General features: G+C 71.1%; 23 protein-coding genes. 14 read left to right on the forward strand and 9 right to left on the reverse strand.

Annotated elements, in window-relative coordinates:
* Positions 1 to 100 precede the first annotated feature (100 nt).
* Together J4709_RS48295 and J4709_RS56040 are read left to right on the forward strand one after the other, a co-directional pair.
* Entirely contained in the window at positions 101 to 1423 is a 1323-nt protein-coding gene (locus J4709_RS48295) for an MFS transporter (protein ID WP_208252237.1), read from the forward strand.
* The gene (locus J4709_RS56040; protein WP_307802125.1) at positions 1420 to 2124 is read left to right on the forward strand and encodes a FadR/GntR family transcriptional regulator; all 705 of its coding nucleotides are present in this window, start codon (positions 1420 to 1422) and stop codon (positions 2122 to 2124) included. Before J4709_RS48295 ends, J4709_RS56040 begins: the two co-directional genes overlap by 4 nt.
* 75 nt (positions 2125 to 2199) lie before the next feature.
* On the opposite strand, the gene J4709_RS48305 is transcribed toward J4709_RS56040, so the two are convergent.
* The 4 genes from J4709_RS48305 to J4709_RS48320 form a co-directional block, all read right to left on the reverse strand.
* Positions 2200 to 2832: an RraA family protein gene (locus J4709_RS48305; protein WP_208252238.1), complete on the reverse strand. Its 633-nt coding sequence runs from the start codon at positions 2830 to 2832 to the stop codon at positions 2200 to 2202.
* Between the two features lie 2 nt (positions 2833 to 2834).
* Positions 2835 to 4025: a mandelate racemase/muconate lactonizing enzyme family protein gene (locus J4709_RS48310; RefSeq protein WP_208252239.1), complete on the reverse strand. Its 1191-nt coding sequence runs from the start codon at positions 4023 to 4025 to the stop codon at positions 2835 to 2837.
* Positions 4026 to 4178: 153 nt separating this feature from the next.
* Positions 4179 to 6581: an alpha-L-fucosidase gene (locus J4709_RS48315; protein WP_208252240.1), complete on the reverse strand. Its 2403-nt coding sequence runs from the start codon at positions 6579 to 6581 to the stop codon at positions 4179 to 4181.
* A gap of 197 nt (positions 6582 to 6778) precedes the next feature.
* On the reverse strand, positions 6779 to 7483 hold the full coding sequence (locus J4709_RS48320) for a FadR/GntR family transcriptional regulator (RefSeq protein WP_208252241.1): 705 nt from the start codon (positions 7481 to 7483) through the stop codon (positions 6779 to 6781).
* 192 nt (positions 7484 to 7675) lie between these two features.
* On the opposite strand from J4709_RS48320, the gene J4709_RS48325 reads away from it, so the two are divergent.
* The 12 genes from J4709_RS48325 to J4709_RS48380 all read left to right on the forward strand — a co-directional run bounded on the left by J4709_RS48325 (position 7676) and on the right by J4709_RS48380 (position 19424).
* On the forward strand, positions 7676 to 8737 hold the full coding sequence (locus J4709_RS48325; RefSeq protein ID WP_208252242.1) for a sugar ABC transporter substrate-binding protein: 1062 nt from the start codon (positions 7676 to 7678) through the stop codon (positions 8735 to 8737).
* Positions 8734 to 10269, forward strand: a complete 1536-nt coding sequence (locus tag J4709_RS48330) for a sugar ABC transporter ATP-binding protein (RefSeq protein WP_208252243.1) — start codon at positions 8734 to 8736, stop codon at positions 10267 to 10269. Before J4709_RS48325 ends, J4709_RS48330 begins: the two co-directional genes overlap by 4 nt.
* Entirely contained in the window at positions 10262 to 11302 is a 1041-nt protein-coding gene (locus tag J4709_RS48335; protein ID WP_307802126.1) for an ABC transporter permease, read from the forward strand. The genes J4709_RS48330 and J4709_RS48335 overlap by 8 nt, the downstream gene beginning before the upstream one ends.
* 28 nt (positions 11303 to 11330) lie before the next feature.
* Complete coding sequence (locus J4709_RS48340) at positions 11331 to 12182, forward strand: fumarylacetoacetate hydrolase family protein (protein ID WP_208252244.1); 852 nt, start codon at positions 11331 to 11333, stop codon at positions 12180 to 12182.
* An 11-nt stretch (positions 12183 to 12193) separates the two neighbouring features.
* Positions 12194 to 13558, forward strand: a complete 1365-nt coding sequence (locus tag J4709_RS48345; protein WP_232385190.1) for an L-fuconate dehydratase — start codon at positions 12194 to 12196, stop codon at positions 13556 to 13558.
* The gene (locus J4709_RS48350) at positions 13555 to 14328 is read left to right on the forward strand and encodes an SDR family NAD(P)-dependent oxidoreductase (RefSeq protein WP_208252246.1); all 774 of its coding nucleotides are present in this window, start codon (positions 13555 to 13557) and stop codon (positions 14326 to 14328) included. The genes J4709_RS48345 and J4709_RS48350 overlap by 4 nt, the downstream gene beginning before the upstream one ends.
* Before the next feature lie 70 nt (positions 14329 to 14398).
* The gene (locus J4709_RS48355) at positions 14399 to 15418 is read left to right on the forward strand and encodes an aldo/keto reductase (RefSeq protein WP_208252247.1); all 1020 of its coding nucleotides are present in this window, start codon (positions 14399 to 14401) and stop codon (positions 15416 to 15418) included.
* Positions 15409 to 16128, forward strand: a complete 720-nt coding sequence (locus tag J4709_RS48360; RefSeq protein ID WP_208252248.1) for a (Fe-S)-binding protein — start codon at positions 15409 to 15411, stop codon at positions 16126 to 16128. The genes J4709_RS48355 and J4709_RS48360 overlap by 10 nt, the downstream gene beginning before the upstream one ends.
* The gene (locus J4709_RS48365) at positions 16112 to 17587 is read left to right on the forward strand and encodes a LutB/LldF family L-lactate oxidation iron-sulfur protein (protein WP_208252249.1); all 1476 of its coding nucleotides are present in this window, start codon (positions 16112 to 16114) and stop codon (positions 17585 to 17587) included. Before J4709_RS48360 ends, J4709_RS48365 begins: the two co-directional genes overlap by 17 nt.
* A complete protein-coding gene (locus J4709_RS48370; RefSeq protein WP_208252250.1) occupies positions 17584 to 18231 on the forward strand; it encodes a LutC/YkgG family protein in 648 nt (215 codons plus the stop codon). Before J4709_RS48365 ends, J4709_RS48370 begins: the two co-directional genes overlap by 4 nt.
* Positions 18228 to 18539 (forward strand): L-rhamnose mutarotase, encoded by a 312-nt coding sequence (locus J4709_RS48375; protein ID WP_208252251.1) that lies wholly within the window; start codon positions 18228 to 18230, stop codon positions 18537 to 18539. The genes J4709_RS48370 and J4709_RS48375 overlap by 4 nt, the downstream gene beginning before the upstream one ends.
* Positions 18540 to 18545: 6 nt before the next feature.
* Positions 18546 to 19424 (forward strand): amidohydrolase family protein, encoded by an 879-nt coding sequence (locus tag J4709_RS48380; RefSeq protein WP_307802127.1) that lies wholly within the window; start codon positions 18546 to 18548, stop codon positions 19422 to 19424.
* On the opposite strand, the gene J4709_RS48385 is transcribed toward J4709_RS48380, so the two are convergent.
* From J4709_RS48385 to J4709_RS48405, 5 genes are read right to left on the reverse strand one after another with little or no spacing between them, the layout of a single operon-like run.
* Complete coding sequence (locus J4709_RS48385; protein WP_208252252.1) at positions 19414 to 20310, reverse strand: sugar kinase; 897 nt, start codon at positions 20308 to 20310, stop codon at positions 19414 to 19416. The two genes, J4709_RS48380 and J4709_RS48385, sit on opposite strands and share 11 nt — an antisense overlap.
* Entirely contained in the window at positions 20307 to 21227 is a 921-nt protein-coding gene (locus tag J4709_RS48390) for a dihydrodipicolinate synthase family protein (protein WP_208252253.1), read from the reverse strand. The genes J4709_RS48385 and J4709_RS48390 overlap by 4 nt, the downstream gene beginning before the upstream one ends.
* A complete protein-coding gene (locus tag J4709_RS48395; protein WP_307802128.1) occupies positions 21224 to 22981 on the reverse strand; it encodes an IlvD/Edd family dehydratase in 1758 nt (585 codons plus the stop codon). Before J4709_RS48395 ends, J4709_RS48390 begins: the two co-directional genes overlap by 4 nt.
* Positions 22965 to 23732 (reverse strand): FadR/GntR family transcriptional regulator, encoded by a 768-nt coding sequence (locus tag J4709_RS48400; protein WP_208252254.1) that lies wholly within the window; start codon positions 23730 to 23732, stop codon positions 22965 to 22967. Before J4709_RS48400 ends, J4709_RS48395 begins: the two co-directional genes overlap by 17 nt.
* A 21-nt stretch (positions 23733 to 23753) precedes the next feature.
* Positions 23754 to 24872 carry a zinc-dependent alcohol dehydrogenase gene (locus J4709_RS48405; protein ID WP_208252255.1) on the reverse strand — a complete coding sequence of 373 codons (1119 nt, stop codon included), beginning with the start codon at positions 24870 to 24872 and terminating at the stop codon, positions 23754 to 23756.
* Between the last annotated feature and the right edge of the window lie 131 nt (positions 24873 to 25003).

Raw genomic sequence — 25003 nt, forward strand, 5'->3', positions numbered from 1 at the left:
GGTCGGGCCAATCTATGGACACTCAGCCTTCAGCATGCTTATCATGCCGCGATCGTCTCCTCTCTGCGGTAATTGGATGGGCCAATCGATGGATGGTGTCATGACAGCGAGCAGGTCCAAGCGGCGCGCCGCGGCTGCGAGCATGATCGGGAGCGTCGTCGAGTACTACGACTTCACACTCTTCGGCCTGGCCGCCGCGCTGGTGTTCGGCGACCAGTTCTTCCCGGAGACGTCGAGCACGGCGGGCACCCTCGCCTCGCTCGCCACGTTCGCGGTCGGTTTCGGCGCGCGACCGGTCGGCGGTGTGGTGTTCAGCCACGTCGGCGACCGGATCGGCCGGAAGCCGATGATGGTGATGACGCTGGTCCTGATGGGCGTCGCGACGGCGGGGATCGGGCTGCTGCCGAGTTATCGCACGATCGGCCTGGCCGCTCCGGTACTGCTGGTGGCGCTGAGGCTGTTGCAGGGATTCGGCGCCGGAGCCGAGTACGTGGGCGCACTGGTGGTGGCGGCGGAGGCCGGCGACCGGCGGCGCCGCGGACTGCTGACCTCACTGCCCGGCACCGGAGTGTTCCTCGGCATCCTCGTCGCCACAGTGGTCTTCGCCGGTGTCTCCGCGCTGCCCGACGAGCAGTTCGACTCCTGGGGCTGGCGGTTGCCGTTCCTGCTGAGCTTCGCCGCCGTGCTGGTCGGCCTCTACTTCAGGTCGCGGGTCGCGGAGACTCCCGTGTTCGAGGAGGCTGCCGCGGTCCGTGCCCCGCGGGGCCTGCCGATCGTCGAGGTCGTGCGGCGGCAGCCGCGGATGCTGCTGCTGGCGATGGCCGCGAACGGGCCGTTCGTGGCCATCTCCTACCTCATCCAAGTGTTCCTGCTGTCCTATGTGACCAAGGAACTGGACATGGGCGCCGCGATGGGGCTGACCGCCAATGTCACCGCGTCCGCGCTCGCGATCGTGGCCACCCCGTTGTTCGGAGCGCTGTCGGACCGCGTCGGCCGACGACCGGTCTGGCTCGGCGGCGCGGCTTTCCTGGTGGTATTCGCGTTCCCGATGTTCTGGCTGATCGACACGGAGATCCCCGTCCTGGTCGTGATCGCGGTCGTGCTCGGCCTGGCCGTCGGGATCTCCTCGATGTACGCGGCGCAAGCATCGCTGCTGGCCGAGATGTTCGAGGCACGCTTCCGCCTCAGCGGCATCGCCCTCTCCCGCGAGTCCACCTCCGCTCTCATCGGCGGGCCGGCGCCGCTGGTCGCCTCCGCGCTGCTCAACTGGTCGGGCGGGGCGTCCTGGCCGATCGCGCTGCTCGTCCTGCTGTTCGCCGTCATCTCCTTCCTGGCCGTCCTGGCGGTGCCCGAGACGCGCGGCGCCGACCTCGGTGACGAGAGGGCCGCCGTCTCGCCGGAGCCGTCTAATGTTGACGGGTGACCGTCGAAGGCCCCTCCCGTGAGTCCGTCACCGACGCGACGATCAGACAGATCAAGGCGATGATCGCGACCGGCGAGTTCCCGCCCGGCCACCGGCTGCCGACCGAGCGGGAACTCGCCGTGCGGCTGGGCGTCTCCCGGAACACGCTGAGGGAGGCGATCCGCGCGCTGACCCTGGTGGGCATGCTGGAATCGCGGCAGGGCGACGGAACGTACGTCACGGCCCTGGTCCCGGCCGTGCTGCTGGACGCGTTCTCGATGATGGTGGAACTCTCTCAGGACACCACGGTGCTGGATCTGCTCGCCGTGCGCAGGGTCCTGGAGGCCGCCGCCGCGGCCCAGGCCGCCTCCCGGATCAGCGATGAGCAACTCGCCGGCCTCGCGGCCTGCCTGGAGGAGATGCGGCGCGACCCGCAACGAGGGGACGGCAGCGTCGACGAGGTGGTGGAGGCCGATATGCGGTTCCACTCGATCGTGGCCGAGGCGGCGGGCAATCCGGTCCTCAGCGCGTTGATCGGCTCGCTCAGCGGGCGGACGCAGCGCGCACGCCTCTGGCGTGGGCACATGGACCGCGGAGTGTTCGACCGGGCGGGGGACGAGCACGAAGCGATCTACAACGCGTTGCGCGACCGCGACCCGACGCGCGCGGCCGCCGTGGCGGCGGCGCACATCGACGGCGTCGAGAGCTTCTTCCGTCGCTGAGACCGACATGCCGTCGTGCACGCCGAGACCCTCGACCGGGTGATGCCGGGCCGAGGGTCTCGCTTTGCGGGTCGGTCACAGGACGCCGTGACGCTCCCAGACCGTGCGCAGGCCGTCACCGGCGAGCAGTTCCTCCAGAACGGTGGACTCGGTCGCGACTCGCGCGCGCGCCCGTGCTAGTACCTGCTCCTCGACGGACGCGGGCACCACCGCGACTCCGTCGTCGTCGGCCATCACGAGTTCGCCCGGACGGATCGTCACGCCTGCCAGCACCACCGGTTGCGCTCGAGCGACGACGCGCATCCGGGCACGGTAGTCGAGCGGACAGCGGCCACGCGCGAAGGCCGGGAAGCCCAGCGCGGCGATCTTCGGAGAGTCGCGCAGGCAGCCGTCGGTGACGATACCGACCGCGCCGCGGCCGAGTGCGGCCGCGCTGAACAACTCGCCCCAGAAGGCCGAGCGCGAGCTGTCGCCCGTGGCCACCACCGCCACCTCGCCGGGACGCAGACCATCGATGAAGGCGATGGCGTCCTCGTAGGGATGAGGGTGGTCTTCGGTGACCGGGGCGAACTGCACCGTCGCGGCCCGGCCCAGAAGACGCGAGCCGGGCACGAGCGGCCCGATGCCGGGGGCGAGGACCTGCCCGCGCTGTCCGGCCGCGTCCAGCGAGTCGGAGATGACCGGGGTGGTGAACCGGTCGTCGGTCATGGTCACGTCCCTTCCGGGGCGCCGATGACGTGCCCGCCGCCCGGCACGTACGGGAACCGCTGCTCGATCTCGGGGGTGAGCCGGACACCGAGGCCCGGGGTGTCCGGAATGGCCAGCCGGCCGTCCTCCAGGCGGAGCTCGCAGTCGAGCAGCGCCTCGCGCAGCGGGTTCGGGAGCGTGCAGTACTCGAAGAGATCGACATGCGAGTGGGCGGCGCTGATATGGAGGTTCGCCATGAGCGTCACGCCGCTGCCCCAGACGTGAGGTACGCAGGCGGCTCCCAGCTTCGCGGCGAGGTCGGCGACCCTGCCGAAGGCCACGGGGCCGCCGACGAACGTGACGTCGGGCTGGGCGATGTCGACACCGCCGGCTTCGAGCAGGACCCGGAAGTCCTCGACGCTGCCGTGCGACTCGACGCCGGAGACGGCCACGTCCAGCGCGGCGCGCACCGCCGCATATCCGGCGGGATTCTCCGCACGGCAGGGCTCCTCGAACCAGCGGGCACCGTACTCGGCGCACACCTTGCCGACGCGGATCGCGTCCTCGATTGTCCACGGCTCGCTGGCGCAGCCCTGCACGGCGTCGAGCACGAAACGGATGCCCGGCGGGAGTCGCGGTACGACGTGGCGGATCAGCGCGATGGTCGTGTCGGGGTCGCGCATGGCGCGGAACTTCACCGTGCGCAGCCCTGCGGCGACCTGGTCCAGCGCCCATGCGGTGACCTGGGCGAAGCTGGAGCCCAGCCCGCCGGACGCGTACGCCTCGATATGCGTGCCCCGGCGGCCGCCGAGCACCTCGTGCGCCGGCACGCCGCGGCGCTTGGCGACCGCGTCGAGGCAGGCCGTCTCGACGGCGCCGAGAGTGCCGGACGCGATGCCGCCGCGGGACCAGAACGCCGTGCGATCCCGCAGGTGGTCGCCGATCTCGCGGGGGTCGCCGAAGTGGTGGCCGAGAAGGTAGGGCCGGAGGGATTCGACGATGCCGGGGACGGCGGCGGGCGCCATGATGCCGGCGCCCGCCTCGCCGAGCCCGGTGGTGCCGTCGTCCAGGACGACCTCGACGAGGGCGGCGTCCCAGGAGCGGATGACCCCGCCGACCCAGGAGAGCTCCTCGCCCGGCGGGTAGACCGCGGAGAGCAGGACCGGGCGCAGCGCCGCGACACGTAGGGAGTTGTCGTTCGTGCTTATCTCCATCACCCCTAAGAGGTCAGACCAATAGTCGGAGATCAGTCATCCTGACGGGCAGAGTGCGAAAAGTCCAGGCTTGTTGGCAGAAATGGTCGGACCAATGTGCGCCTCGGGGTGTGGTTGACGCCTTCCGAGGCGCACGTGGCCGGAGCCCTGGCCCTACCTCTCCAGCGTCGCCGCGAAGACGTAGGCCGCGGCCTGTGCCTGTGGTCCAGAGGCCTTGCCGAAGGTGACCGAGGCCAGTTGCTTGGCCGGATCGACCGGCAGCCGCAGGCCGTAGACCTTCACGGCTCCGTCGTCCCGCTTGCCGTACAGCCAGCGGTAGCCGGTCTGGATCGGCGCGTCGCTCGTCCCGGTGACCCAGTCATCGGCCCGGGCGGTCACCGTCTTCGTCGAGCCGTCGGCATACGCCAGCTTCACCGGCATGTCCGCCGGCCCGTATGCGGCCGAGGCGAGCAGGTCGAGCGAGGCGTACCTGCCCTCGGGAGCCTCGACCGTGCGGTCGTCGGCCGCGAGCACGGCGTTCTTCGCCCCCTTGGCGCCTGATGGCCAGTCGTAGCGCACGAGGTCGTGCGTGTAAGGGCCCGCCTGCGGCAGTTCCTCGGCGGGGTAGCCGATCCCGCGCCCGGCGAAGTCGGTGTCCTGCGGGTCGTCGACACCGGCGATGGCGTCCGCGTTGCGGGCCGGGGCCAGGTTCAAAGGGACGCTCTCACCGACGATGCGCAACTCTCCGCTACCGGTGTAACCCTCGCCCTGCACCTTGGCCGTGGCCGTCACGGTGGCGCTGCCGCTGGCCGTGGAAGCGGGTACGGCGAGGTCGAGGTCGGTGTGCATCCGCTGATGGGGCTTGAGCGCCGGCACGGAAACGGTGACCGGCTGGGCGCCCGGCCACGACGGCTCGATGACGGCGCTGCCCGGAACCGTGGGTCGGTCGCCGCGGTTGGCCAGGGTGACGGTGAGCCCCGAGGTGCCGCCCGGCTTGGTGCTCTTCGCCTGAACACCGACGTTGAGGAGGTCGGCCCTGGCGGGGTCGTATCCCCGCTTGGCGATGCGGAAGGTCCAGGCGTTCTTGGACGGGGTGGCCGACTGCCCGCCGGCGGGCATGTCGACGACCAGCCGGCCTGCGGAGTCCCGGTGCCAGGACAGCGGTTTGCCGTAGCCGAGCAGCCGGATCTCGTCGCCGGAGCCGACGTTGACCGGGGCGGTGAGGACCAGATGGTCGCCGGGCCACTCCGTGGCCGTGGCGTACAGCGCCTTGGGCTGCCGGGTGAACCGGACCGGGACGTTCGCGCCCTTGTCCTCGGCCTGGGTCCAGTAGCTGGAGCCGTAGACGGCCTCACCGTTCGTCTTCAGCCAGGCGCCGAGCGCCCGGACCCGCTGCGCCTGCAGGTCGGGGATGGTGCCATCGGCCTTCGGTCCGACGTCCAGAAGCAGGTTGCCGCCCTTGGAGACGATGTCGATGAAGGAGGTGACGAGCTGCTTGTCGGTGAGGTAATCGTCGGCGTTCTCGAGCTGGTTGTAGCCGTAGGACCGGCCGATGCCGCGGCTGGCCTCCCAGCTGGACTTCCTGATGTCCGGCTCCACGGAGTACTCAGGGGTAGTGAAGTCGTAATGCTGATTGCCGCACCGGTTGTCGACCACGACGTCCTTGGGAGCGGCGCGGTCCTTGGCCTTGTTGTAGTAGCGGGCCATGAAGGCGTCGCTGTTGTTGACGCCGCCGATGTCGCACCAGACGATGTCGGGGTCGTAGCCGTCGACCAGCTCGTTCATCTGCTGGTACTGGTAGTTCTTGACCCAGTCGGTCACGCTCTTGTAGCCGGTGTAGGGCACCTGCGCGCCGGTGTAAGGGTTCTTCGGCGCGCCGCGCCCGAACCAGCCGCTCCACTGCACCGGCTCGTCGGGGCTGTACCACTCGGGCATGGAGAAGTACACGCCGTTCTTCAGGCCGTAGTGACCGTTCTTGTTGGCGTCGACGAGCGCCCGGACGATGTCGCGCTTGGGGCCGTGGACGACGGTGTTGCGGTCGGAGACCTTGGAATCCCACAGGGCGATGCCGTCGTGGTGCTTGGCGACCAGGACGTAGTACTTGGACCCGCCGTCCTTGAACAGCTTCAGCCAGTCGTCCGGGTTGAACTTCTCGGCCTTCCACTGGTTCAGGAAGTCGTCGTAGTTGAAGTTCTCGCCGTAGGTCTGGCGGTGGTGCTGGTAGGTCGGCGAGTCCTTCCGGTTCATCTCCGACCAGTACCACTCGGCGTAGGCGTTGCCCGTCTTGCCGTCCTTCGGAGCCCAGGCGGGCACGGAGTAGGCGCCCCAGGTGATGAACGTGCCGAGTTTGGCGTCCGAGAACCACTGCGGCGCCTTGTGCCGGGACAGTGACGCGGTGTCCGGCGTGTAGTCGGAGATGTCGGTGTCGTCATGCCAGGTGACCGTCAGCCGCTTGCCGGCGGCTCTGGCCTCGGGCGCTGCGGCGGCCTGTGCCGCGGCGAGCGCGAGGAGGAGCCCGGCGGCGAGTGCGCTGGTGTGCCGGGCTCTCCCGAGACGGGCGAGGGTGGGGGCTTGCACGGAGGTCTCTCCTCACACAGGGATGTGCTTACGGCAGGGACCATCCGTGGTCAGGCGGGTTCCGGGCAAGGGGCAAGCGCAGACTTCCGGGAAGATTGGCAGGACCATTGCCTGTACTACGGGACTGTTTGGCAGGTTTTGCCCGCTGAAATCACGTGATGGGTCGGACCAATCAATGATTGCCGGTCGTTGCCCCCTCAGTCCGCGTCCAGTTGCGCCTGCAGCCACTCCTCGACGGCGCCGATGTGCGCGGCGGCCGCGGTCCTCGCCGCCTCGGGGTCCCGAGCGCACAGTGACCGGTAGATGCGGCCGTGCTCGGTGCGCGCCCGGGCGAACGCGGCCGCGTCCTGCTCCCCGCGCCGGATCCGGGCGCGGAACGTCCGCGAGGAGAGGCCCTCCACGATCGCCGCCAGTGCCTCGTTGCCCGCGGCTTGTGCGATCGTGCGGTGGAAGGCCATGTCGGCGACCAGGAACTCCTCCGGGTCCTCCGCATCGTCCATCGCCTTCAGGCACCGCTCGACCTCGGCCAGTTCCTCCTCGCCGATGCGGGCTGCGGCCAGTGCGGTCGCGCTCGACTCCAGGATCCGGCGCACTTCCAGGAGCTCGGCCAACCGGGACGCCGGCGAGATCTCCGCGACCATGCCGAAGGTCTCCAGGAGCTCGCCGGTCTCCAGGCTGGTGACGTAGATCCCCGAGCCGTGCCGGGACTCCAGCACTCCCAGCACGGTCAGCGCGCGGATCGCCTCCCGCATCGAACTGCGCGAGATGCCGAGACTGACCGCGAGCTCCCGCTCGGTCGGCAGTCGCTGCTCGGGCGCGAGCCTCCCGTCGGCGATCATCGCCTTGATCTGACCTATGGCGCGCTGGGTCACCGACCCGCTCGCCGGGCTGGTCTCCTCCATGGCACCCCCTCTCAGCCGGACACTGTCGCGGCAGTCTATCCAGGCAAGTAGTCAGACCAATCTATCGTTGATCTTGAACTTTTCCCCCTTTTGGGCTGTTCCAAGAGCTAAGAGGTCTGATAAATATGCGGACACGACACGTGGACGGGACCGGCCGCGTGTCGCCCACCCCTACGTCGAAGGAGCTGTCAGATGACCGGCAGGACAGCGGGTTTCAGGTCCGGGACGATGTGGACGGCGGCCCTCACGGCCTGCGCGGCCCTGGCGCTCTCCGCCTGCGGCAGCACGAAGGACGGCACCGGGCCGGCCTCCGGCGGGAAGGCCGGCAAGGTCGGCGTGATCCTGCCGCTGCTCACCTCGCCGTTCTGGCAGGCCTACAACGGCTACGTGCCGAAGATGGCCGCCGAGGAGGGCGTCGACACGCTCAAGACCGTCAACTCCAACAGCGACCCCGCCCAGCAGATCACCGACATCAACAACCAGCTCAACCAGGGGGTGCGGGGGCTGGTGGTCGCCCCGCTGGACAGCGCCGCCATCGCCGCCGGCCTGGCCCAGGCCGAACGCAAGGGCGTCCCGGTGGTCGCCGTGGACGTCGCGCCTGAGAAGGGCAAGGTCGCCATGATCGTGCGCGCGAACAACGTCGCGTACGGCGAGAAGGCCTGCGACTACCTCGGCGGCACCGTCAAGAAGGGCAAGGTCGTCCAGATCATGGGCGATCTCGCGTCAGTCAACGGCCGGGAGCGGTCCGAGGCGTTCCGCGCCTGTGTCGGCAAGAAGTACCCGGAGCTGAAGGTGCTGGAGGTCCCCGCCAAGTGGGAGTCCGACACCGCGGCCGCCAAGCTCGGCACGCTGCTCAACGCCAATCCCGACATCAAGGGGATCTACATGCAGGCCGGCGGCGTCTACCTCGCCCCGACGCTGCAGACCCTCAAGTCCAAGGGGATGCTGAAGAAGACCGGAGAGAACGGCCACATCACGATCGTCTCCAACGACGGCATCCCGCAGGAGTTCGCGGCCATCCGCGCAGGGCAGATCGACGCGACCGTGTCCCAGCCCGCCGACGCCTACGCCAAGTACGCCCTGCAGTACATCAAGGGCGCCATGGCCGGTGAGGCTTTCAAGCCGGGTGCGACCGACCACGGTTCGACGATCGTCCGGCTGCCCAACGGCCTGCTGGAGGACCAGCTGCCCGCGCCGCTGGTCACCAAGCAGAACGTCGACGACCCCGCGCTGTGGGGCAACACCGCCAAATGAGCGCGACCGACGCACCGCCCCGGCCGCTGCTCGCGGCGGAGGGCATCACGAAACGGTACGGGACGACCATGGCCCTCGCGGACGGGCGGTTGGCCGTACTGCCCGGCGAGTCCCACGCGCTCGTCGGCCGCAACGGCGCCGGCAAGTCCACGCTGGTGTCCATCGTCACCGGCCTGCAGACGCCGGACTCCGGCACCGTCGCCTTCGACGGGGAGCCCGCCCCGCCGACCGCCGACCGCGACGCATGGCGCCGCAAGGTCGCCTGCGTCTACCAGAAGCCGACGGTCGTGCCCGGCCTCACCGTCGCCGAGAACCTCTTCCTCAACCGGCAGCCGACGGGGCGCGGCGGTCTCCTCAGCTGGAGGCTCCTGCGTAGCCGGGCCACCGAGCTGCTCGACGCCTGGGACATCCGGATCTCGCCGGAGGCGGTCACCGCCGACCTCAAGGTCGAGGACCGGCAGATGGTAGAGATCGCCCGGGCGCTGTCGTACGGTACGCGCCTCATCGTGCTGGACGAGCCGACCGCGCAGCTCGACAACCGCGAGATCGAGCGGCTCTTCGCCCGCATGCGGGCCCTGCAGGAGTCCGGGGTGACCTTCCTGTTCATCTCGCATCACCTCCAGGAGGTGTACGAGGTGTGTCAAACCGTCACCGTGCTACGCGATGCCCGCTGGATCACCACCGAATCCGTGGCGGATCTGCCGTACGAGGGCTTGGTCGAGGCAATGGCGGGCGAGGCCGCCGCCGGCCGGGCCGGAGGAGGTCCAGAAGCCGCCGCCCGCCCCGGACCGGTAGTGGGCGGGCCCGTGCGGCTGGCGGTGCGCGGCCTTACCGGGGCGCGTGACGCGTTCACGAACGTCTCGTTCACGATCCGTCGCGGCGAGGTCGTCGGCCTCGCCGGAAGCAGCGCCAGTGGAAAGATCGAACTCGCCGAGACCTTCGCCGGGCTGTTCCCCCCGGCTGCCGGCGAGGCCGAGCTCGACGGCGCGGCCCTGCCCTTCGGAGACGTCAGGGCCGCGCTCGACGCCGGTGTCGGCTGCGTTCCCCGGGACCGGCACGAGCAGGGCCTGGTCGCCGGAATGACCATCGCCGACAACGCCACGATGAGCGTGCTCGACAGGCTCGGCCGGTTCGGGTTCGTCGGGACCGGCGCCCGGCGGAACGTCGCCGGCGCGCTGATCGAGCGCCTGGACATCCACGCCGAAGGGAGCGAGCAGCAGGTCGGTGCCCTGTCCGGCGGCAACGCCCAGAAGGTGGTCATGGCCCGCGCGCTCGCCTCGGAGCCCAAGCTGCTCGTGCTCATCAACCCTACCGCCGGGGTGGATGTGAAGTCCAAGGAGTCCCTGCTCTCCCGCGTGGACAGTGCCCGCGAGGACGGCACCGCGCTGCTGGTCGTCTCCGACGAACTCGACGATCTGCGCCGCTGCGACAGGGTGCTCGTCCTGTTCCACGGCCGCGTTGTCGCCGAGCACCCCGCCGGCTGGCAGGACCGCGACCTGATCGCCTCGATCGAAGGAGTGCACCGTGGCTGATACGAAGACGGCCGCACCTGGGACGACGTCAGGGAGCGCAGGTGGCTCCGCGACCTCCCGCGGGTACGGGAACATGCTGCTGCGCCGCGCGCGTGAACTCACCCTCGTCCCCGCGCTCATCCTGCTCCTCGTGCTCGGTGCGGTGCTCAACGACTCCTTCCTCACCGAGCGCAACCTCATCTCGATCCTCGGCGCGTCGGCGGCCCTGGCCATGGTGGTCCTGGCGGAGTCGCTGGTACTGATCGTCGGGAAGTTCGACCTGTCCCTGGAATCGGTGGTCGGCATGGCGCCGGCGCTCGGGGCGCTGCTGGTGCTGCCCGCGGCGTCTTCGGGGTTCGGCACCGAGTGGCCGGCGTGGGCGGGGCTGCTCGCCATCCTCATCGCGGGAGCGGTGCTGGGGGCGGTCAATGGCGTGATGGTGGTGCGGTTCAAGCTCAACGCCTTCATCGTCACGCTCGCCATGCTGATCGTGCTCCGCGGTGTGCTGGTCGGCACCACCGAAGGCAAGACGCTCTTCGGCATGCCCGAGGCGTTCTACTCGCTCGCCACCACCACCTTCCTCACCATCCCGATGTCGGTGTGGTGCGCGGCCGCCGCCTTCGGCGTCGCCGGGTTCCTGCTCAAGTACCACCGCTGGGGCCGTGCGCTGTACGCGGTGGGCGGCAACCCGGAGGCGGCGCGGGCGGCCGGGATCCGCGTGGAACGCGTGATGCTCGGCGTCTTCGTCATCGCCGGGACGCTCGCGGCGCTCGGCGGCCTGATGCAGACCGGCTACGTCGGCGCCATCAACGCCAACCAGGGCCAGAACATGATCTTCACTGTGTTCGCCGCCGCCGTCATCGGCGGCATCAGCCTCGACGGTGGCAAGGGCACCATGTTCGGCGCGCTCACCGGCGTGCTGCTGCTCGGCGTCGTGCAGAACCTGCTGACGCTCGCCCAGGTGCCGTCGTTCTGGATCCAGGCCATCTATGGCGGGATCATCCTCGTCGCCCTCATGATCGCCCGGCTCACCTCGGGCCGCGCGCAGGACTAGCTCACAACACACGGAGGAGAAGCCGTACATGAAACTGATGCGCGTCGGCGACCGCGGTGACGAACGCCCCGCCGTCCGCACCGGCGACGGCCGGGTGCTCGGCCTGGCCGCCCTCACACCGGACATCGACGGCGCCTTCCTCGCCGGCGGCGGACCCGACCGGGTCCGCGCCGCGCTGGAGGCGGGCGGGCTGCCGGAGATGGACGTCGAAGGCCTGCGCGTCGGCGCCCCCATCGCCCGGCCGGGCAAGGTCGTCTGCGTCGGCCTCAACTACCGCGACCACGCGGCCGAGACGGGAGCGTCGATCCCCGGACGCCCGGTGGTCTTCATGAAGGACCCGGGCACCGTTGTGGGCCCCTATGACGGGGTGCTCATCCCGCGCGGCTCCACCCGCACCGACTGGGAGGTCGAGCTCGGCGTCGTCATCGGGCGCCGGGCGCGCTACCTGGAGGACGCGGAGGAGGCGCTGGCCTGCGTGGCGGGCTACGCCGTCAGTCACGACGTCTCCGAACGCGAGTTCCAGCTCGACCACTCTCCGCAGTGGGATCTCGGCAAATCCTGCGAGACGTTCAATCCGCTCGGCCCCTGGCTCGTCACCGCCGACGAGGTTCCCCATCCGCAGGGCCTGACGCTGCGGCTGTCGGTCAACGGCGTCGGCCGCCAGCACGGCGGCACCCACGACATGATCTTCCCGGTGGGAGAGATCATCCGCTATCTCAGCCAGTACATGGTGCTCGAGCCCGGAGACCTCATCAACACCGGCACTCCGGCCGGCGTCGCCCTCGGCCTGCCCGGCACGCCCTATCTGCGTGCCGGCGACACCGTGGAATTGTCCATCGACGGTCTCGGCGGCCAGCGCCAGACACTGGCGAACGCATGAAAGGCGGCTCCTTGCCCACGGCTCCACCGTCCCCGCCACCGTCCGGGATCCCAATCATCACGGCGGTCGACACCTACGACATCCGCTTTCCCACGTCGCGGCGGCTCGCAGGCTCGGACGCGATGAACCCCGATCCCGACTACTCCGCGGCCTACCTCGTCCTGCGGACGGACGTTGGTGACGGCCTAGAGGGCCACGGCTTCGCCTTCACCATCGGCCGCGGCAACGACGTGCAGGTCGCGGCGATCGAGGCGCTGCGCCCGCACGTGGTGGGCCGGTCCGTCGAGGAGGTCTGCGGGGATCCCGGCACACTGAGTCGCGTCCTGATCGGCGACAGCCAGCTGCGCTGGCTCGGCCCGGAGAAGGGCGTGATGCACATGGCGATCGGCGCCGTCGTCAACGCCGTGTGGGACCTGGCCGCCAAACGAGCCGGGGCGCCACTGTGGCGGCTGCTCGCGCACGCGGACCCGGAATGGCTGGTCAGCCAGGTCGACTTCCGCTACCTGACGGACGCGCTCACACCGGATGAGGCACTGGAGCTGCTGCGTCGCGGCAAAGACGGCGCCATCGAGCGCGAGGCCGCGCTGCGCGAGCACGGATACCCCGCCTACACCACCTCTCCAGGCTGGCTCGGCTACTCCGACGAGAAGCTGACGAGGCTGGCCGAGCAGGCCGTCGAGGACGGATTCTCCCAGATCAAGCTGAAGGTCGGCGCAGACCTCGACGAGGACGTTCGGCGGCTGCGCCTCGCCCGGCAGGCGGTCGGCCCCGATGTCCGCATCGCCATCGATGCCAACCAGCGCTGGGGCGTGGCCGAGGCGATCACGTGGACGCGGGCGCTGGCCAAGTTCGACCCGTACTGGGTCGAGGAGCCCACGAGCCCCGATGACGTCCTCGGGCACGCGGCGGTCCGCCGGGGCGTGGCCCCGGTGAAGGTGGCGACCGGCGAGCACGTGCACAACCGCGTCATGTTCAAGCAACTGCTCCAGGCGGGCGCGATCGACGTGGTGCAGATCGACGCGGCCCGGGTCGGCGGGGTCAACGAGAACCTCGCGATCCTGCTGCTGGCGGCGAAGTTCGGAGTGCCGGTGTGCCCGCATGCCGGCGGCGTCGGGCTGTGCGAACTGGTCCAGCACTTGTCGATGTTCGACTACGTCGCGCTGTCCGGCACGATGCGGAACCGGGTCATCGAGTACGTCGACCACCTGCACGAGCACTTCCTGACACCGGTGCTGATCAGCGGCGGCCACTACGCGGCGCCCATGGCGCCCGGTTTCTCGGCGCAGCTGCGCGCAGAGGCCATCGCCGAGCACAGCTATCCGGACGGGGCATTCTGGGCCGCGGACCGCGCGGCGCGAGCGGAGGAGGCGGCATGACCGATCTCAAGGGCCTCAAAGCCGTGGTGACCGGCGGGGCGTCGGGCATCGGCCTGGCCACCGCACGGCTGCTGGCCGAGCGGGGTGCGGACGCGGCGGTCCTGGACCTTCGGCCCGAGCCGCTCCCCGAGCCGCTGTGCGGCCATCGCGCGGACGTGGCCGACGACGCCTCGGTGAGGGCCGCGGTCGAGGCCGCCGCCGAGGACCTGGGCGGGATCGACGTCCTGATCAACAATGCCGGGATCGGAGCGGTCGGCACGGTGGAGGACAACGACGACGACGAGTGGCGGCGGCTCTGGGAGGTCAACGTCCTCGGCATCGTCCGCGTCTCCCGGGCCGCGCTGCCGCACCTGCGCCGGGCGGCGGCCGTCCACCCGGGCGGCGCGGCGATCGTCAACACCTGCTCCATCGCCGCCACCGCCGGGCTGCCGCAGCGCGCCGCCTACTCGGCCAGCAAGGGCGCCGTGCTGTCGCTGACCCTGGCGATGGCCGCCGACCACGTGGCCGAGGGCATCCGGGTCAACTGCGTCACCCCTGGGACCGTGGACACTCCGTGGGTGGGACGGCTGCTCGACCGGGCCGCGGACCCGGAGGCGGAGCGGGCCGCGCTCAACGCCCGCCAGCCGACGGGGCGGCTGGTCACCGCCGGCGAGGTGGCGGCGGCGATCGCCTACCTGGCGTCCCCGGCGGCCGGTGCGGTCACCGGCACCGCGCTCGCCGTCGACGGCGGTATGCACGGCCTGCGGCTCCGCTCGCCGGAGCGGCGATGAGACCGCCCGCGTGCCCGAGCGTGCCCCGGTTCGCGGGAGCGCGCACGCCCTGCAGGCAGGGAAGAGAACCATGAAGCGGCGCGGGCTTGGCCGCAGCGGTGTGGAGATCACCGAACTCGGCTTCGGCGGGGCCGCACTCGGGGGGCTGTACACGGCCGTGGACGACGACACCGCCGCCGCGGCGGTCGACACGGCATGGGCTGAGGGCGTCCGCTACTTCGACACCGCACCGCACTACGGACTCGGCCTGTCCGAGCGGCGTCTCGGCGCGGCGCTGCACGACCGACCCCGACGGGCCTTCGCCGTCTCCACCAAGGTGGGGCGGCTGCTGGTGCCGTACGCACGGAACGATTCCGGCCGCCCCGCCGACGACCGCGCCGCCGGCTTCGCCGTACCGGCCACCCACCGGCGGGTGTGGGACTTCAGCGCCGACGGGGTGCGCCGCTCGCTGGCCGAGAGCCTGGAGCGGCTCGGCCTCGACCGGGTCGACGTCGTCTACCTGCATGACCCGGACGATCACGCGGAACAGGCGTTCGGCGAGGCGTACCCGGCGCTGGAGCGGCTGCGTGACGAGGGCGTCGTCGGGGCGATCGGCGCCGGCATGAACCAGGTGGAGATGCTGGCTCGTTTCGTCCGCGACACCGACATCGACGTCGTGCTGTGCGCCGGCCGCTACACGCTGCTGGAACAGCCTGCGCTCGCCGGGTTGCTGCCCGCGGCGGCCGAGCGCGGCAAGAGCGTCGTGGTCGGCGGTGTCTTCAACTCGGGCCTGCTGGCCGATCCTCGACCCGAGGCGACGTACGACTATGCGCGTGCGCCCCGTGCCGTGCTGGAAAGGGCCCTGGCCATGAAGGCCGTCACCGAGCGGCACGGTGTGCCCCTGCGCGCCGCTGCACTGCGCTTCCCGTTCGGACACCCGGCGGTGGCCGCCGTCCTGACGGGGGCCCGCGATCCGGCCGAGGTGGCGGACGCGGCAGCCCTGCTGACCCGCCCCGTCCCCGGCACCGTGTGGGCCGAGCTGCGTGCGGAGGGCCTCTTGCCCGAGGACGTCCCCGTGCCGGATGAGGGGGCGGGACCGCCGTGCGCATAGCCCTGTTCATCACGTGCTTTAACGACACGATGTTCCCCGGGACCGGCAAGGCCGTCGTCCGGCTCCTGGAGCGGCTCGGCCACACCGTCGACTTTCCGCAGGCGCAGGTCTGCTGCGGGCAGATGCACTTCAACACCGGTTACCGCCGCGAGGCGGTGCCGCTGGCGCGCCGCTTCGCCGAGGTGTTCGGGCATTGCGAGGCGGTAGTCACTCCGTCGGGTTCGTGTGCGGCGATGGTCCGCGACCACCATCGCGTCCTCGATCCGGGCCTGTCGTCACCGCCGGTCTACGAACTGTCCGAGCTGCTGGTCGACGTGCTCGGCATCACGGACGTCGGCGCCTGGTTCCCGCATCGGGTCACCTATCACCCCACCTGTCATTCGATGCGGATGCTGCGCGTCGGCGACAGGCCGCTTCGGCTGCTGCGGGCAGTCCGGGGCATCGACGTCGTCGAGCTGCCCGCCGCCGAAGCCTGCTGCGGCTTCGGCGGCACCTTCGCGCTGAAGAACCCGGACACCTCGAACGCGATCCTGGCCGACAAGGTCCATCACGTGCGGGCCACCGGCGCCGAAGTGCTGTGCGCCGGCGACAACTCCTGCCTGATGCACATCGGCGGGACGCTGAGCAGGATGCGCACGGGCATCGCCACCCGGCACCTGGCCGAGATCCTGGCCGCGACGGAAGAGGACGCCCATGAACACCCCTCATGACAGCGTGGTCTGGCTGGGGGTCCCGGCGTTCCCCGAAGCAGCGCGCAGCGCCCTTGCCGACACCCGGCTACGGGCGAACCTGCGCAAGGCCACCGGAACGATCCGCGAGAAGCGCCTCGCCGCCACCGGAGAACTCGATGACTGGGAGGAACTCCGCGCCGCGGGGGCGGCCATCAAACGCCGTGTGCTCCGCCACCTCGATCGCTACCTGGAGCAGTTGGAGGAGTCCGTCCTGCGCGCGGGCGGCACGGTGCACTGGGCCGCGGACGCGGCCGAGGCCAACCGCATCGTCACCGGCCTGGTCACGGCCACCGGTGAGCGCGAGGTGGTCAAGGTCAAATCGATGGCCACCCAGGAGATCGGCCTGAACGAGGCCCTGGCCGCCGCCGGGATCAGCGCCTGCGAGACGGACCTGGCCGAGCTCATCGTGCAACTGGCCGGGGACCGTCCGTCGCACATCCTCGTCCCGGCGATCCACCGCGGCCGCGCTGAGATCCGCGAGCTGTTCCGGCGCAGGATGGGCGATCGTGGGCGTCCGGCCCCCCACGGCCTGTCCGACGACCCCGCCGACCTGGCGGAGGCGGCGCGGCTGCACCTGCGGGACAAGTTCCTGCGCGCGAAGGTCGCCGTCTCCGGCGCCAACTTCGCCTGCGCCGACACCGGCACGATCGGTGTCGTGGAGTCCGAGGGCAACGGCCGGATGTGCCTCACTCTCCCCGACACCCTGATCACCGTGATGGGCATCGAGAAGGTGCTGCCGTCCTTCGCCGATCTGGAGGTCTTCCTCCAGTTGCTGCCGCGCTCCTCGACCGGCGAGCGGATGAATCCCTACACCAGCATGTGGACCGGGCCCGTCGCGGGCGACGGGCCGCGTTCCTTCCACCTCGTCCTGCTGGACAACGGCCGGACGGCGACGCTGAGCGACCCGGTGGGACGCCAGGCGCTCGCCTGCATCCGCTGCTCGGCGTGCCTCAACGTCTGCCCGGTGTACGAACGCACCGGCGGGCACGCCTACGGCTCGGTGTATCCCGGCCCGATCGGCGCGGTACTCACGCCGCAGCTCATGGGAGTGGGGCAGGCGTCATCGCTGCCGTTCGCCTCGACACTGTGCGGAGCGTGCTACGACGCCTGCCCGGTGAAGATCGATATCCCCGAGGTACTCGTGCATCTGCGAGCGGCGGAGGTGGACGCCGGACGCGGCGTACTTCCGAAGCCGGAGGCGCTCGCCATGAAGGCGGCGGCGGGCCTGCTGGGATCGCCTCGCCGATTGGCCGCCGCACAGCGAGCCGTTGCCATGACCGGCCGGGTGCTGGCGCGCCGCGGCTCGATAGGCCGCCTGCCGGGCCCTCTCGCCCGCTGGTCGGCGACCCGGGACACGCCCGCCCCACCACCCGAATCGTTCCGCGCGTGGTGGAGGCGGACGCACACCGGAACCTCCGCTGCGGAGGCCGACCGATGAGCGGCGGCCGTAGCGCGATGCTGCGGCGGGTCCGCGCCGCGCTGGCAGACGTGCCGGCCGACGAACGCCCGGATGATGTGCCTGTGCCCCGCACCTACCGTCGCAGCCATGCCGGCGAAGACGTCGTCGGCCTGTTCGCCGACCGGCTCGCCGACTATGGCGCCCACGTCAGCCGGACGAGCGATCCCGCGACCGCCATCGCCGCCGCGGTGACCCGTAGGAGCGTGGGCAGCCTGATCGTCCCCGACGGGCTGCCCATTGGCTGGCTGCGCCCCGGCCCGTGGCGGGTGCTGCGCGACGACCCGCCGCTGCCGGTGGCCGCACTGGACGGCGCCTCGGGGGTGCTGAGCACCGCGGTGGCCGGTATCGCGGTCACCGGCACGCTCGTGCTCGACGCAGGCCCCGGCCAGGGGCGCCGCGCGTTGACGCTCTTGCCCGACTACCACCTTTGCGTCGTTCCAGCCGCCAGGATCGTCGGAGACGTCCCCGAGGTGCTGGCGCGGCTGGCCCCGGACGCCCCGCTGACCTTCGTGTCCGGTCCGTCCGCGACCAGCGACATCGAACTCGACCGTGTCGAGGGCGTGCACGGCCCACGCGTCCTCGAGGTCATCATCGTCGACGACGGCAAGGAGCCGCCCGCATGAGGATCGCCCTGCACACCAAGGTCCGCGCCGACCGCATCGAGCAGTACGAGACCGCCCATCGCGCGGTGCCCGACGAGCTGACCGCGGCCATCCGGGCCGCAGGGGCCACTTCCTGGACGATCTGGCGCAGCGGAACCGACCTCTTCCACGTGATCGAGTGCCAGGACTATGCGAGGCTCCTCGCGGAGCTCGAACACCACCCGGTCAACGTCGCCTGGCAGACCCGCATGGCCGGGCTGCTGGACGTCGAGCACGACTATTCCGAAACGGGCGCCGCGAGCGGGCTGCCCGTGGTCTGGGAGCTGTGAGGCACCGTGGACATCATCGACGCCCACCACCACGTCTGGGACCTGGCCGTCCGCGACCAGGACTGGATCACGGGCCCGCGGCTCGCGCCGATCCGGCGCGACTTCTCTCTCACCGACCTGGCGGCCGACGCCCGCGGCACCGAGTTGCGGGCCACCGTACTCGTCCAGACGATCGCGGTCCCGGAGGAGACGCCGGAGTTCCTCGCCCTCGCGGCCGGCGGTGACCTGGTCGCGGGCGTCGTCGGCTGGACCGACCTGACCGCACCGGACGTGTCCGACCGGCTGGCGGCATTGCGCGAAGCGTCCGGAGGGCGGCATCTCGTAGGCATCCGCCATCAGGTCCAGGCCGAGCCGGATCCGGAGTGGCTGCTGCGTCCGGACGTCGCCCGCGGCCTGGCCGCGGTCGCCGCGGCCGGCCTCGTCTACGACCTGGTCGTCGTCCCGCACCAGCTGCCCGCCTGCGCGAAGGCCGCCGCCGCCCACCCGGAGCTGACGTTCGTCCTGGACCACCTCGGCAAACCCGGCATCGCCGCGCGCGAACCGCGGCCGTGGGCGGCGGAGCTGAGAGCCCTGGCGGCCCTGCCGAACACCACCGCCAAGCTCTCCGGCCTGGTCACCGAGGCCGACTGGGAGGGCTGGACATCGGCCGATCTGCGCCCTTACACCGAAGAGGCACTGGAGGCATTCGGCCCTGACCGGCTCATGTTCGGATCGGACTGGCCCGTCTGCCGGCTGGCCGCCTCCTACGAAACCGTCCTCGAGACCGCGCGGGAGCTGACCCGTCACCTCTCGCCCACCGAGCGCGCAGCCGTCTTCTCCGGCACCGCGCTCCGCACCTACGGACTTGAGGATCTCCTTCCCGGTCCGTGCTCTGTCACCGGATGACGTCGGCGCCGGGGTTCAGCAGGCGGTCGCGGTCGGCGCCGGTGGGGAGGCCGTCGATGTCGGTTGCCGTCTGGACGGCGAAGGCGGCGACGGCTGCGGCCTCTCTCAAGCAGCTCGGGGTGTCCAGGCCGCGCAGCCGGCCGGAGAGGAACCCGGCGGCGAAGGCGTCTCCCGCGCCGACGGGGTCGGTGGCCGGTACCGGGAAGCATTCCTGGCGGTGCCGGCCCGAGGTGGCGGACCGGTCCGGATGTTTGACGACCACGGTGTGCGCTCGGTCGGGCTGGACTCCTAGGAGGTCCAGTTCATCGGCTCCGGTGATGACGATGTCCGCTTCGGCGAGGAACGGTCCCGCGATGCCGCGCCATTGGCTCGGGGTGCCCAACCTCAGGCGCACGTTCGGATCGAAGGAGATCTCGGCGCCGCTCTGGCGGGCGAGGCGGACGAGCCGGTCGGTAGCCGCACGGGCCGTCGCCGACAGCATCGGAGTGATACCGGTGAAATGCACCAGCCGGGTCCCCGGTGGAAGGGTGACATCGGACGGCTCCAAGCGGGACGCGGCCGATCCGTCGCGGTAGTACTGCACGTCGATCGGGCGGCCGGGATGGCTGTCGCGCAGGAGGAGCCCGGTCGGTGCGTCGGGGTCGATGTGCACGAGCGAGGTGTCGACTCCCGCGCCGCGCACGGTGTCGAGGACCGCCTGTCCGCTGGGGTCGGCGCCGACCCGGCTGAGCCATGCCGTCGAGTGGCCGAGGCGTGCGAGCCCGATGGCGACGTTGGACTCGGCGCCTGCGACCGACCGCTGGAACGTGTGTGCTCGTGCCAGGGGGACGCCTGGCGAGGCGAGCAGGAGGAGCATCGACTCCCCGCAGGTCACCACTTCGGTCATCGGGCGGCCTCGGGCAGGAATTCGGCGCAGAACCGGTCGATCATGGCGAGTTCCTCGTGGTCGAGCCGGTGAGCCGGCGCGCGGCAGTGCGCGGAGGCGAACCAGCCGCGGCGCCGGGAGATCTCCTTCTCCACCGCGACGATCAGCTCGACGCCCTGCATCCAGTACGACAGGTAAGGCAGCATGCGGGTGTGCAGCGCTTCGGCGCCGGTCTGGTCGCCGTGCGCCCATCGCCGCCAGATCTCCAGGTAGGGCTCGGGGAACGAGCAGCCGGGCTGGACGCCTGAGGCACCGCGCCGCAGAGCGTCGATCATCTGGAGCCCGGCGTAGCCGACCATGGCCGCGAGGGGCCGGCCAGGCCCGGCCGGGTCGGCGAGGGCCGCGATGAGCCTGCCGGGCGGTACGGACTCGACCTTGACCATCGCGAGGTTGGCGTGCTCGGCCGCAAGGGTGCGCAGCGTGGCGGCGTCCAGGGCGGTGCCGGTCTGCGCGGGCGCGTACTGGACGACGACCGGGATCGGCGCGACGGCCCACAGCACCTCCCGCAGGTGGTCCAGAACAGCGTCGCGGGACGGACCGAGCTGGTGGGGCGGCAGCACGTTGACCGCTGCGGCGCCTCGTTCGACGGCGGCCGCGGCGTTGCGGACGGCGTGGTAGGTGGCGTGGTCGGGGATGGAGACGATCGCGGGCACGTCGTGTTCTGCCAGGGCGGCGCCCAGCATGTCCCGCTCGGATGAGTCGAGTTTGTGGAACTCACTGGCGAAGCCGGGGAACATCACCGCCGGAACGCCGGCGGCACGGACGTTGCCGACGACCGCGTGGAATCCCTTGAGATCGATCCGGCCGTCGTCATGGAACGGCACCTCCAGGACGGGAATGATCCCGGTGAGCGTTCCGGTGCCTGCCTGGGGGATCAAAATGCTCTCCGTCCGGGTGAGGAGTCCGACTTGCCGACGAGGAAGTCCAGGTCGGCGCCCTGATCCGCCTGGTTGACGTGCTCGACGTAGAGCCGGGTCCAGCCGCGGTCCGCAAGGGACGCCGGCGCGTTCCAGGTGGCGCGACGGCGTTCGAGCTCGGCGTCGTCGACGAGCATGTCGAGGCGGCGGCCCGGCACGTCCAGGCGGATCCGGTCGCCGGTCGCGACGAGCGCCAGCGGTCCGCCGGCGGCGGACTCGGGCGCCACGTGCAAGACGGCGGCGCCGAACGCGGTGCCCGACATCCGCGCGTCGGAGATCCGCACCATGTCGCCGATCCCCTGGTCGAGCAGGCGCTTGGGCAGCGGGAGGTTCCCGACCTCCGGCATTCCGGGGTACCCCTTCGGGCCGGCGCCGCGGACGACCAGAACGGTGTCGGCGGTGACGTCCAGGTCAGGATCGTCGGCGACCGCGAGGTAGTCCTCCACCGTGTCGAAGACCAGCGCCGGGCCGGTATGGCGGAGCAGGGCGGGATCGGCCGCGGACTGCTTGATGACCGCGCCGCGTGGTGCGAGGTTGCCGTGCAGGACCGCAGTGCCGGTCCCCGCGGGCTGGACGGGCCGTTCCCGCGGCCGGATGACCTCGTCGTCGTAAACGGGCGACCCGGCGCAGTTGCCGAGCAGGCTGTCGCCGGTCACTGTGAGGGTGCCCGGGACCAGCAGGTCGCGGATGCGGTCGATCAGCGCCGGCAGCCCGCCCGCGTAGGCGAACTCCTCCATGAGGTACCGGCCGGACGGCATCAGGTCGACCAGCAGCGGGATGTCCCGCCGGTCGAAGTCCTCCAAGCGCAGGTCGACCCCGACGCGCCCCGCGATGGCCAGCAGATGCAGGACGGCGTTGGTCGATCCGCCGATCGCGGCGTTCACGCGCACGGCGTTCTCGAACGCCTCCCGCGTCATGATCGCCGACGGGGTCAGGGCGGACCCGGCGAGTTCGACGGCGCGGGCGCCGGTCGCTTCGGCCAGGACGCCGCGCCGGGCGTCGACGGCGGGCAGTCCCGACCCGCCCGGGAGCATCATCCCGAGCGTCTCGGTCAGGCACGCCATCGTGGACGCGGTGCCCATCGTCATGCAGTGGCCGGGCGAGCGGTTGAGGCAGGACTCGAACTCCTCGAACTCCTCCTGGGAGATCCGGCCGGCGCGCAGGTCTTCGGTCATCCGCCAGATGTCTGTGCCGGAGCCGACGTCACGGCCCCGGAACTTGCCGTTCAGCATCGGCCCGCCGGTGAGCACGATGGCGGGGATGTCGGCGCTCGCGGCGCCCATCAGTGCCGCGGGTGTGGTCTTGTCGCAGCCGGTGAGCAGGACGACGGCGTCGAGGGGGTTGGCGCGGATCTGCTCCTCGATCTCCATCGCCGCGAGGTTGCGGTAGAGCATCGATGTCGGGCGCAGGAAAGGTTCCCCCAGTGACATCGCGGGGAACTCCAGCGGAAGGCCGCCGGCTTGCAGAACGCCGCGTCGTACCGCGTCCGCCATGAGCCGCAGGTGCGCGTTGCACGGTGTCAGCTCGGAGTAGGTGTTGCAGATGCCGATGACGGGGCGTCCTTGGAAGTTCTGCCCGCCCAGGCCCATCGCCCGGAGATGGTGGCGGGCGATGAAGCCGTTCTTGCCGCCGTCGCCGAACCATTCGCGGCTGCGCAGGATGGGAGCGGCGGCAGTGCCGGATCCGTCGTGGGAAGCGTCATTCAATGGGTTCACGAGGGGTCTCTTCGGTGGGGGGCGGGGCCGCGTCGGCGGGGCCCGTCCGTGTGGGGGTCGGCTGCTGGGCGAGGTCGAGCACGGTCTCGCGCAGGTGCCGGGACATGGCGGTCGCCGCCTCGTCCGGATCGCCCCTGTCGATGGCGTCGAGGATCGAGGCGTGCGCGTCCAGGGTCAGGGCATGCTTCTCCCCGCGGCGGACGCGTCCGTCGTAGCTGGCCTCGCGCTCGGCCCGGAGAACGTCGGCGAGCGACTCCAGCAGCAGGCGGAGCAGTTCGTTGCCGGCCAGTTCGGCGATCGCGGCGTGGAACGCGATGTCCAGTTCGATGAAGCGGGCCCGGTCCTGGCCCGCCGCGCGCTGCCGTTCGAGGATGTCGCGCGCGGGGGTGGTGTCGCGCTCGCCGTCGGGGCGTCGAGCGGCGAGCCGGGCGAGCTCCCCTTCGATCACGTTGCGGGTCTGAGTGAGGTCGTGCAGCCCGAGCGAATGCTGGCGCAGGCGGAACTCCAGGATCTGCCCAAAGACACGCGCCGACGGAACGCTGACCCGCGACGGCCTGCCCTGGCTGGACACCAGGATCTCCCGGGCCACCAGGGTGCGGATCGCCTCCCGCACGACCAGGCGGTTCACTCCGAACTCGCGGGCCAGCTCGCCTTCGGGCGGGATCTCGTCGCCGGGGCCGAGGCCGAGGGTCTCGATCCGGGTGATGATCTCCTGGACGACCTCGTCCGCCAGCGTGCTACGCCGCACCATTGCTGTTCGTCCTTCCGGGGGTCACGACCAAGGGTCGATGACGATTTTGCCGACCTCGGCGCCGTCCAGTTCGTAGCGCCGCTCGGCGGTCAGCGCGAGCATGGCATCTTCCGCCCGACTCAAGGGCACCCGATGCGTCACGAGATCGGCGACCCGGTCGCCGAGGCCCTCGACGACGCGCAGCGCCCGCCGGAACGAGTCGGGGGTGTAGCCGGACACGGCGATGAGCGTCGCGTCCCGCGACAGCAGGTGCCGGTAGGGGTTGACCGCGGCGTCGCCGACGTCGGAGAAGTGGCCGAGCTCGATGTAGGTGCCGCCCTTGCGCAGGCAGCTCAGACCTTCGGGGAGGGTGGAGGGAACGCCGGCGCATTCGATGACGGCGTCGAAACCGAGCCCTTCCGGGCTCGCCGCGACCGCCCGGCCGATCCGTTCCGCACCGTCGGCGTGGTCGGCGATGTCGATGGTCTCGGCGGCGCCGAGGGACCGCGCGATCTCGAGCCGGCGCGCCGGTCCGCCGATCGCCACGATCCGGCTCGCGCCGAGGGCCCGCGCGGTCGCGATCGCCAGCAGCCCGATCGTGCCGGTGCCCTGGACGAGCACGCTGTCACCGAACGCGACACCGGCCCGGCGCATCCCCTCCATCGGGGTGGCGGCCGGCTCCGTGAGCACCGCCGCGTCGGCCGCCGCCTCGGTGACGAAGAAACGCGCGCGGCTGGAGTTGCACAGCACGTACCGCCCCCAGCCGCCGCCCGCGGGACGCGTCGAAGGATCGGCGAAGCCGATGACGTCGAAGTCGTCGCAGTCCGGGATGCGCGGTGCGCGCCGGCAGGCCGGGCACCGGCCGCACGGCGTCGCGGGCATCACCGCGACCCGGTCCCCGCGGCGGAGCGTCCGTCCCGCGGTGTCGGAGGTGAGCCCGTCGCCGATCTGCTCGACCGTGCCGACCAGTTCGTGTCCGAGCGTCGCCGGGTAGCCGAAGTCCGGGATGTCGCCCTGGTAGATGTGCAGGTCGGTGGCGCAGACGCCGCCGAGCTCCACCCGTACCAGCAGCTGTCCCGCCTCGACGGCGGGCAACGGCTGTTCGGCCACCCGCACCGGCCCGGACGGCCCGTCCAGTGTGACGACGTGGTTGACGGTCATGATCCTCCCTAAGAATTGGGGTGGTCCCGGAGGGCCGGGTGTGGCTGATGATTCTCTGCTGCTGTTAGGGCTTCCAAGGAATGGCCGCCCGGCCCTCCAGGACGCTCCGACCCACTGATTGAGAACTGCGG

The organism is Actinomadura violacea, assembly GCF_017573465.1.
Classification (GTDB): domain Bacteria; phylum Actinomycetota; class Actinomycetes; order Streptosporangiales; family Streptosporangiaceae; genus Spirillospora; species Spirillospora violacea.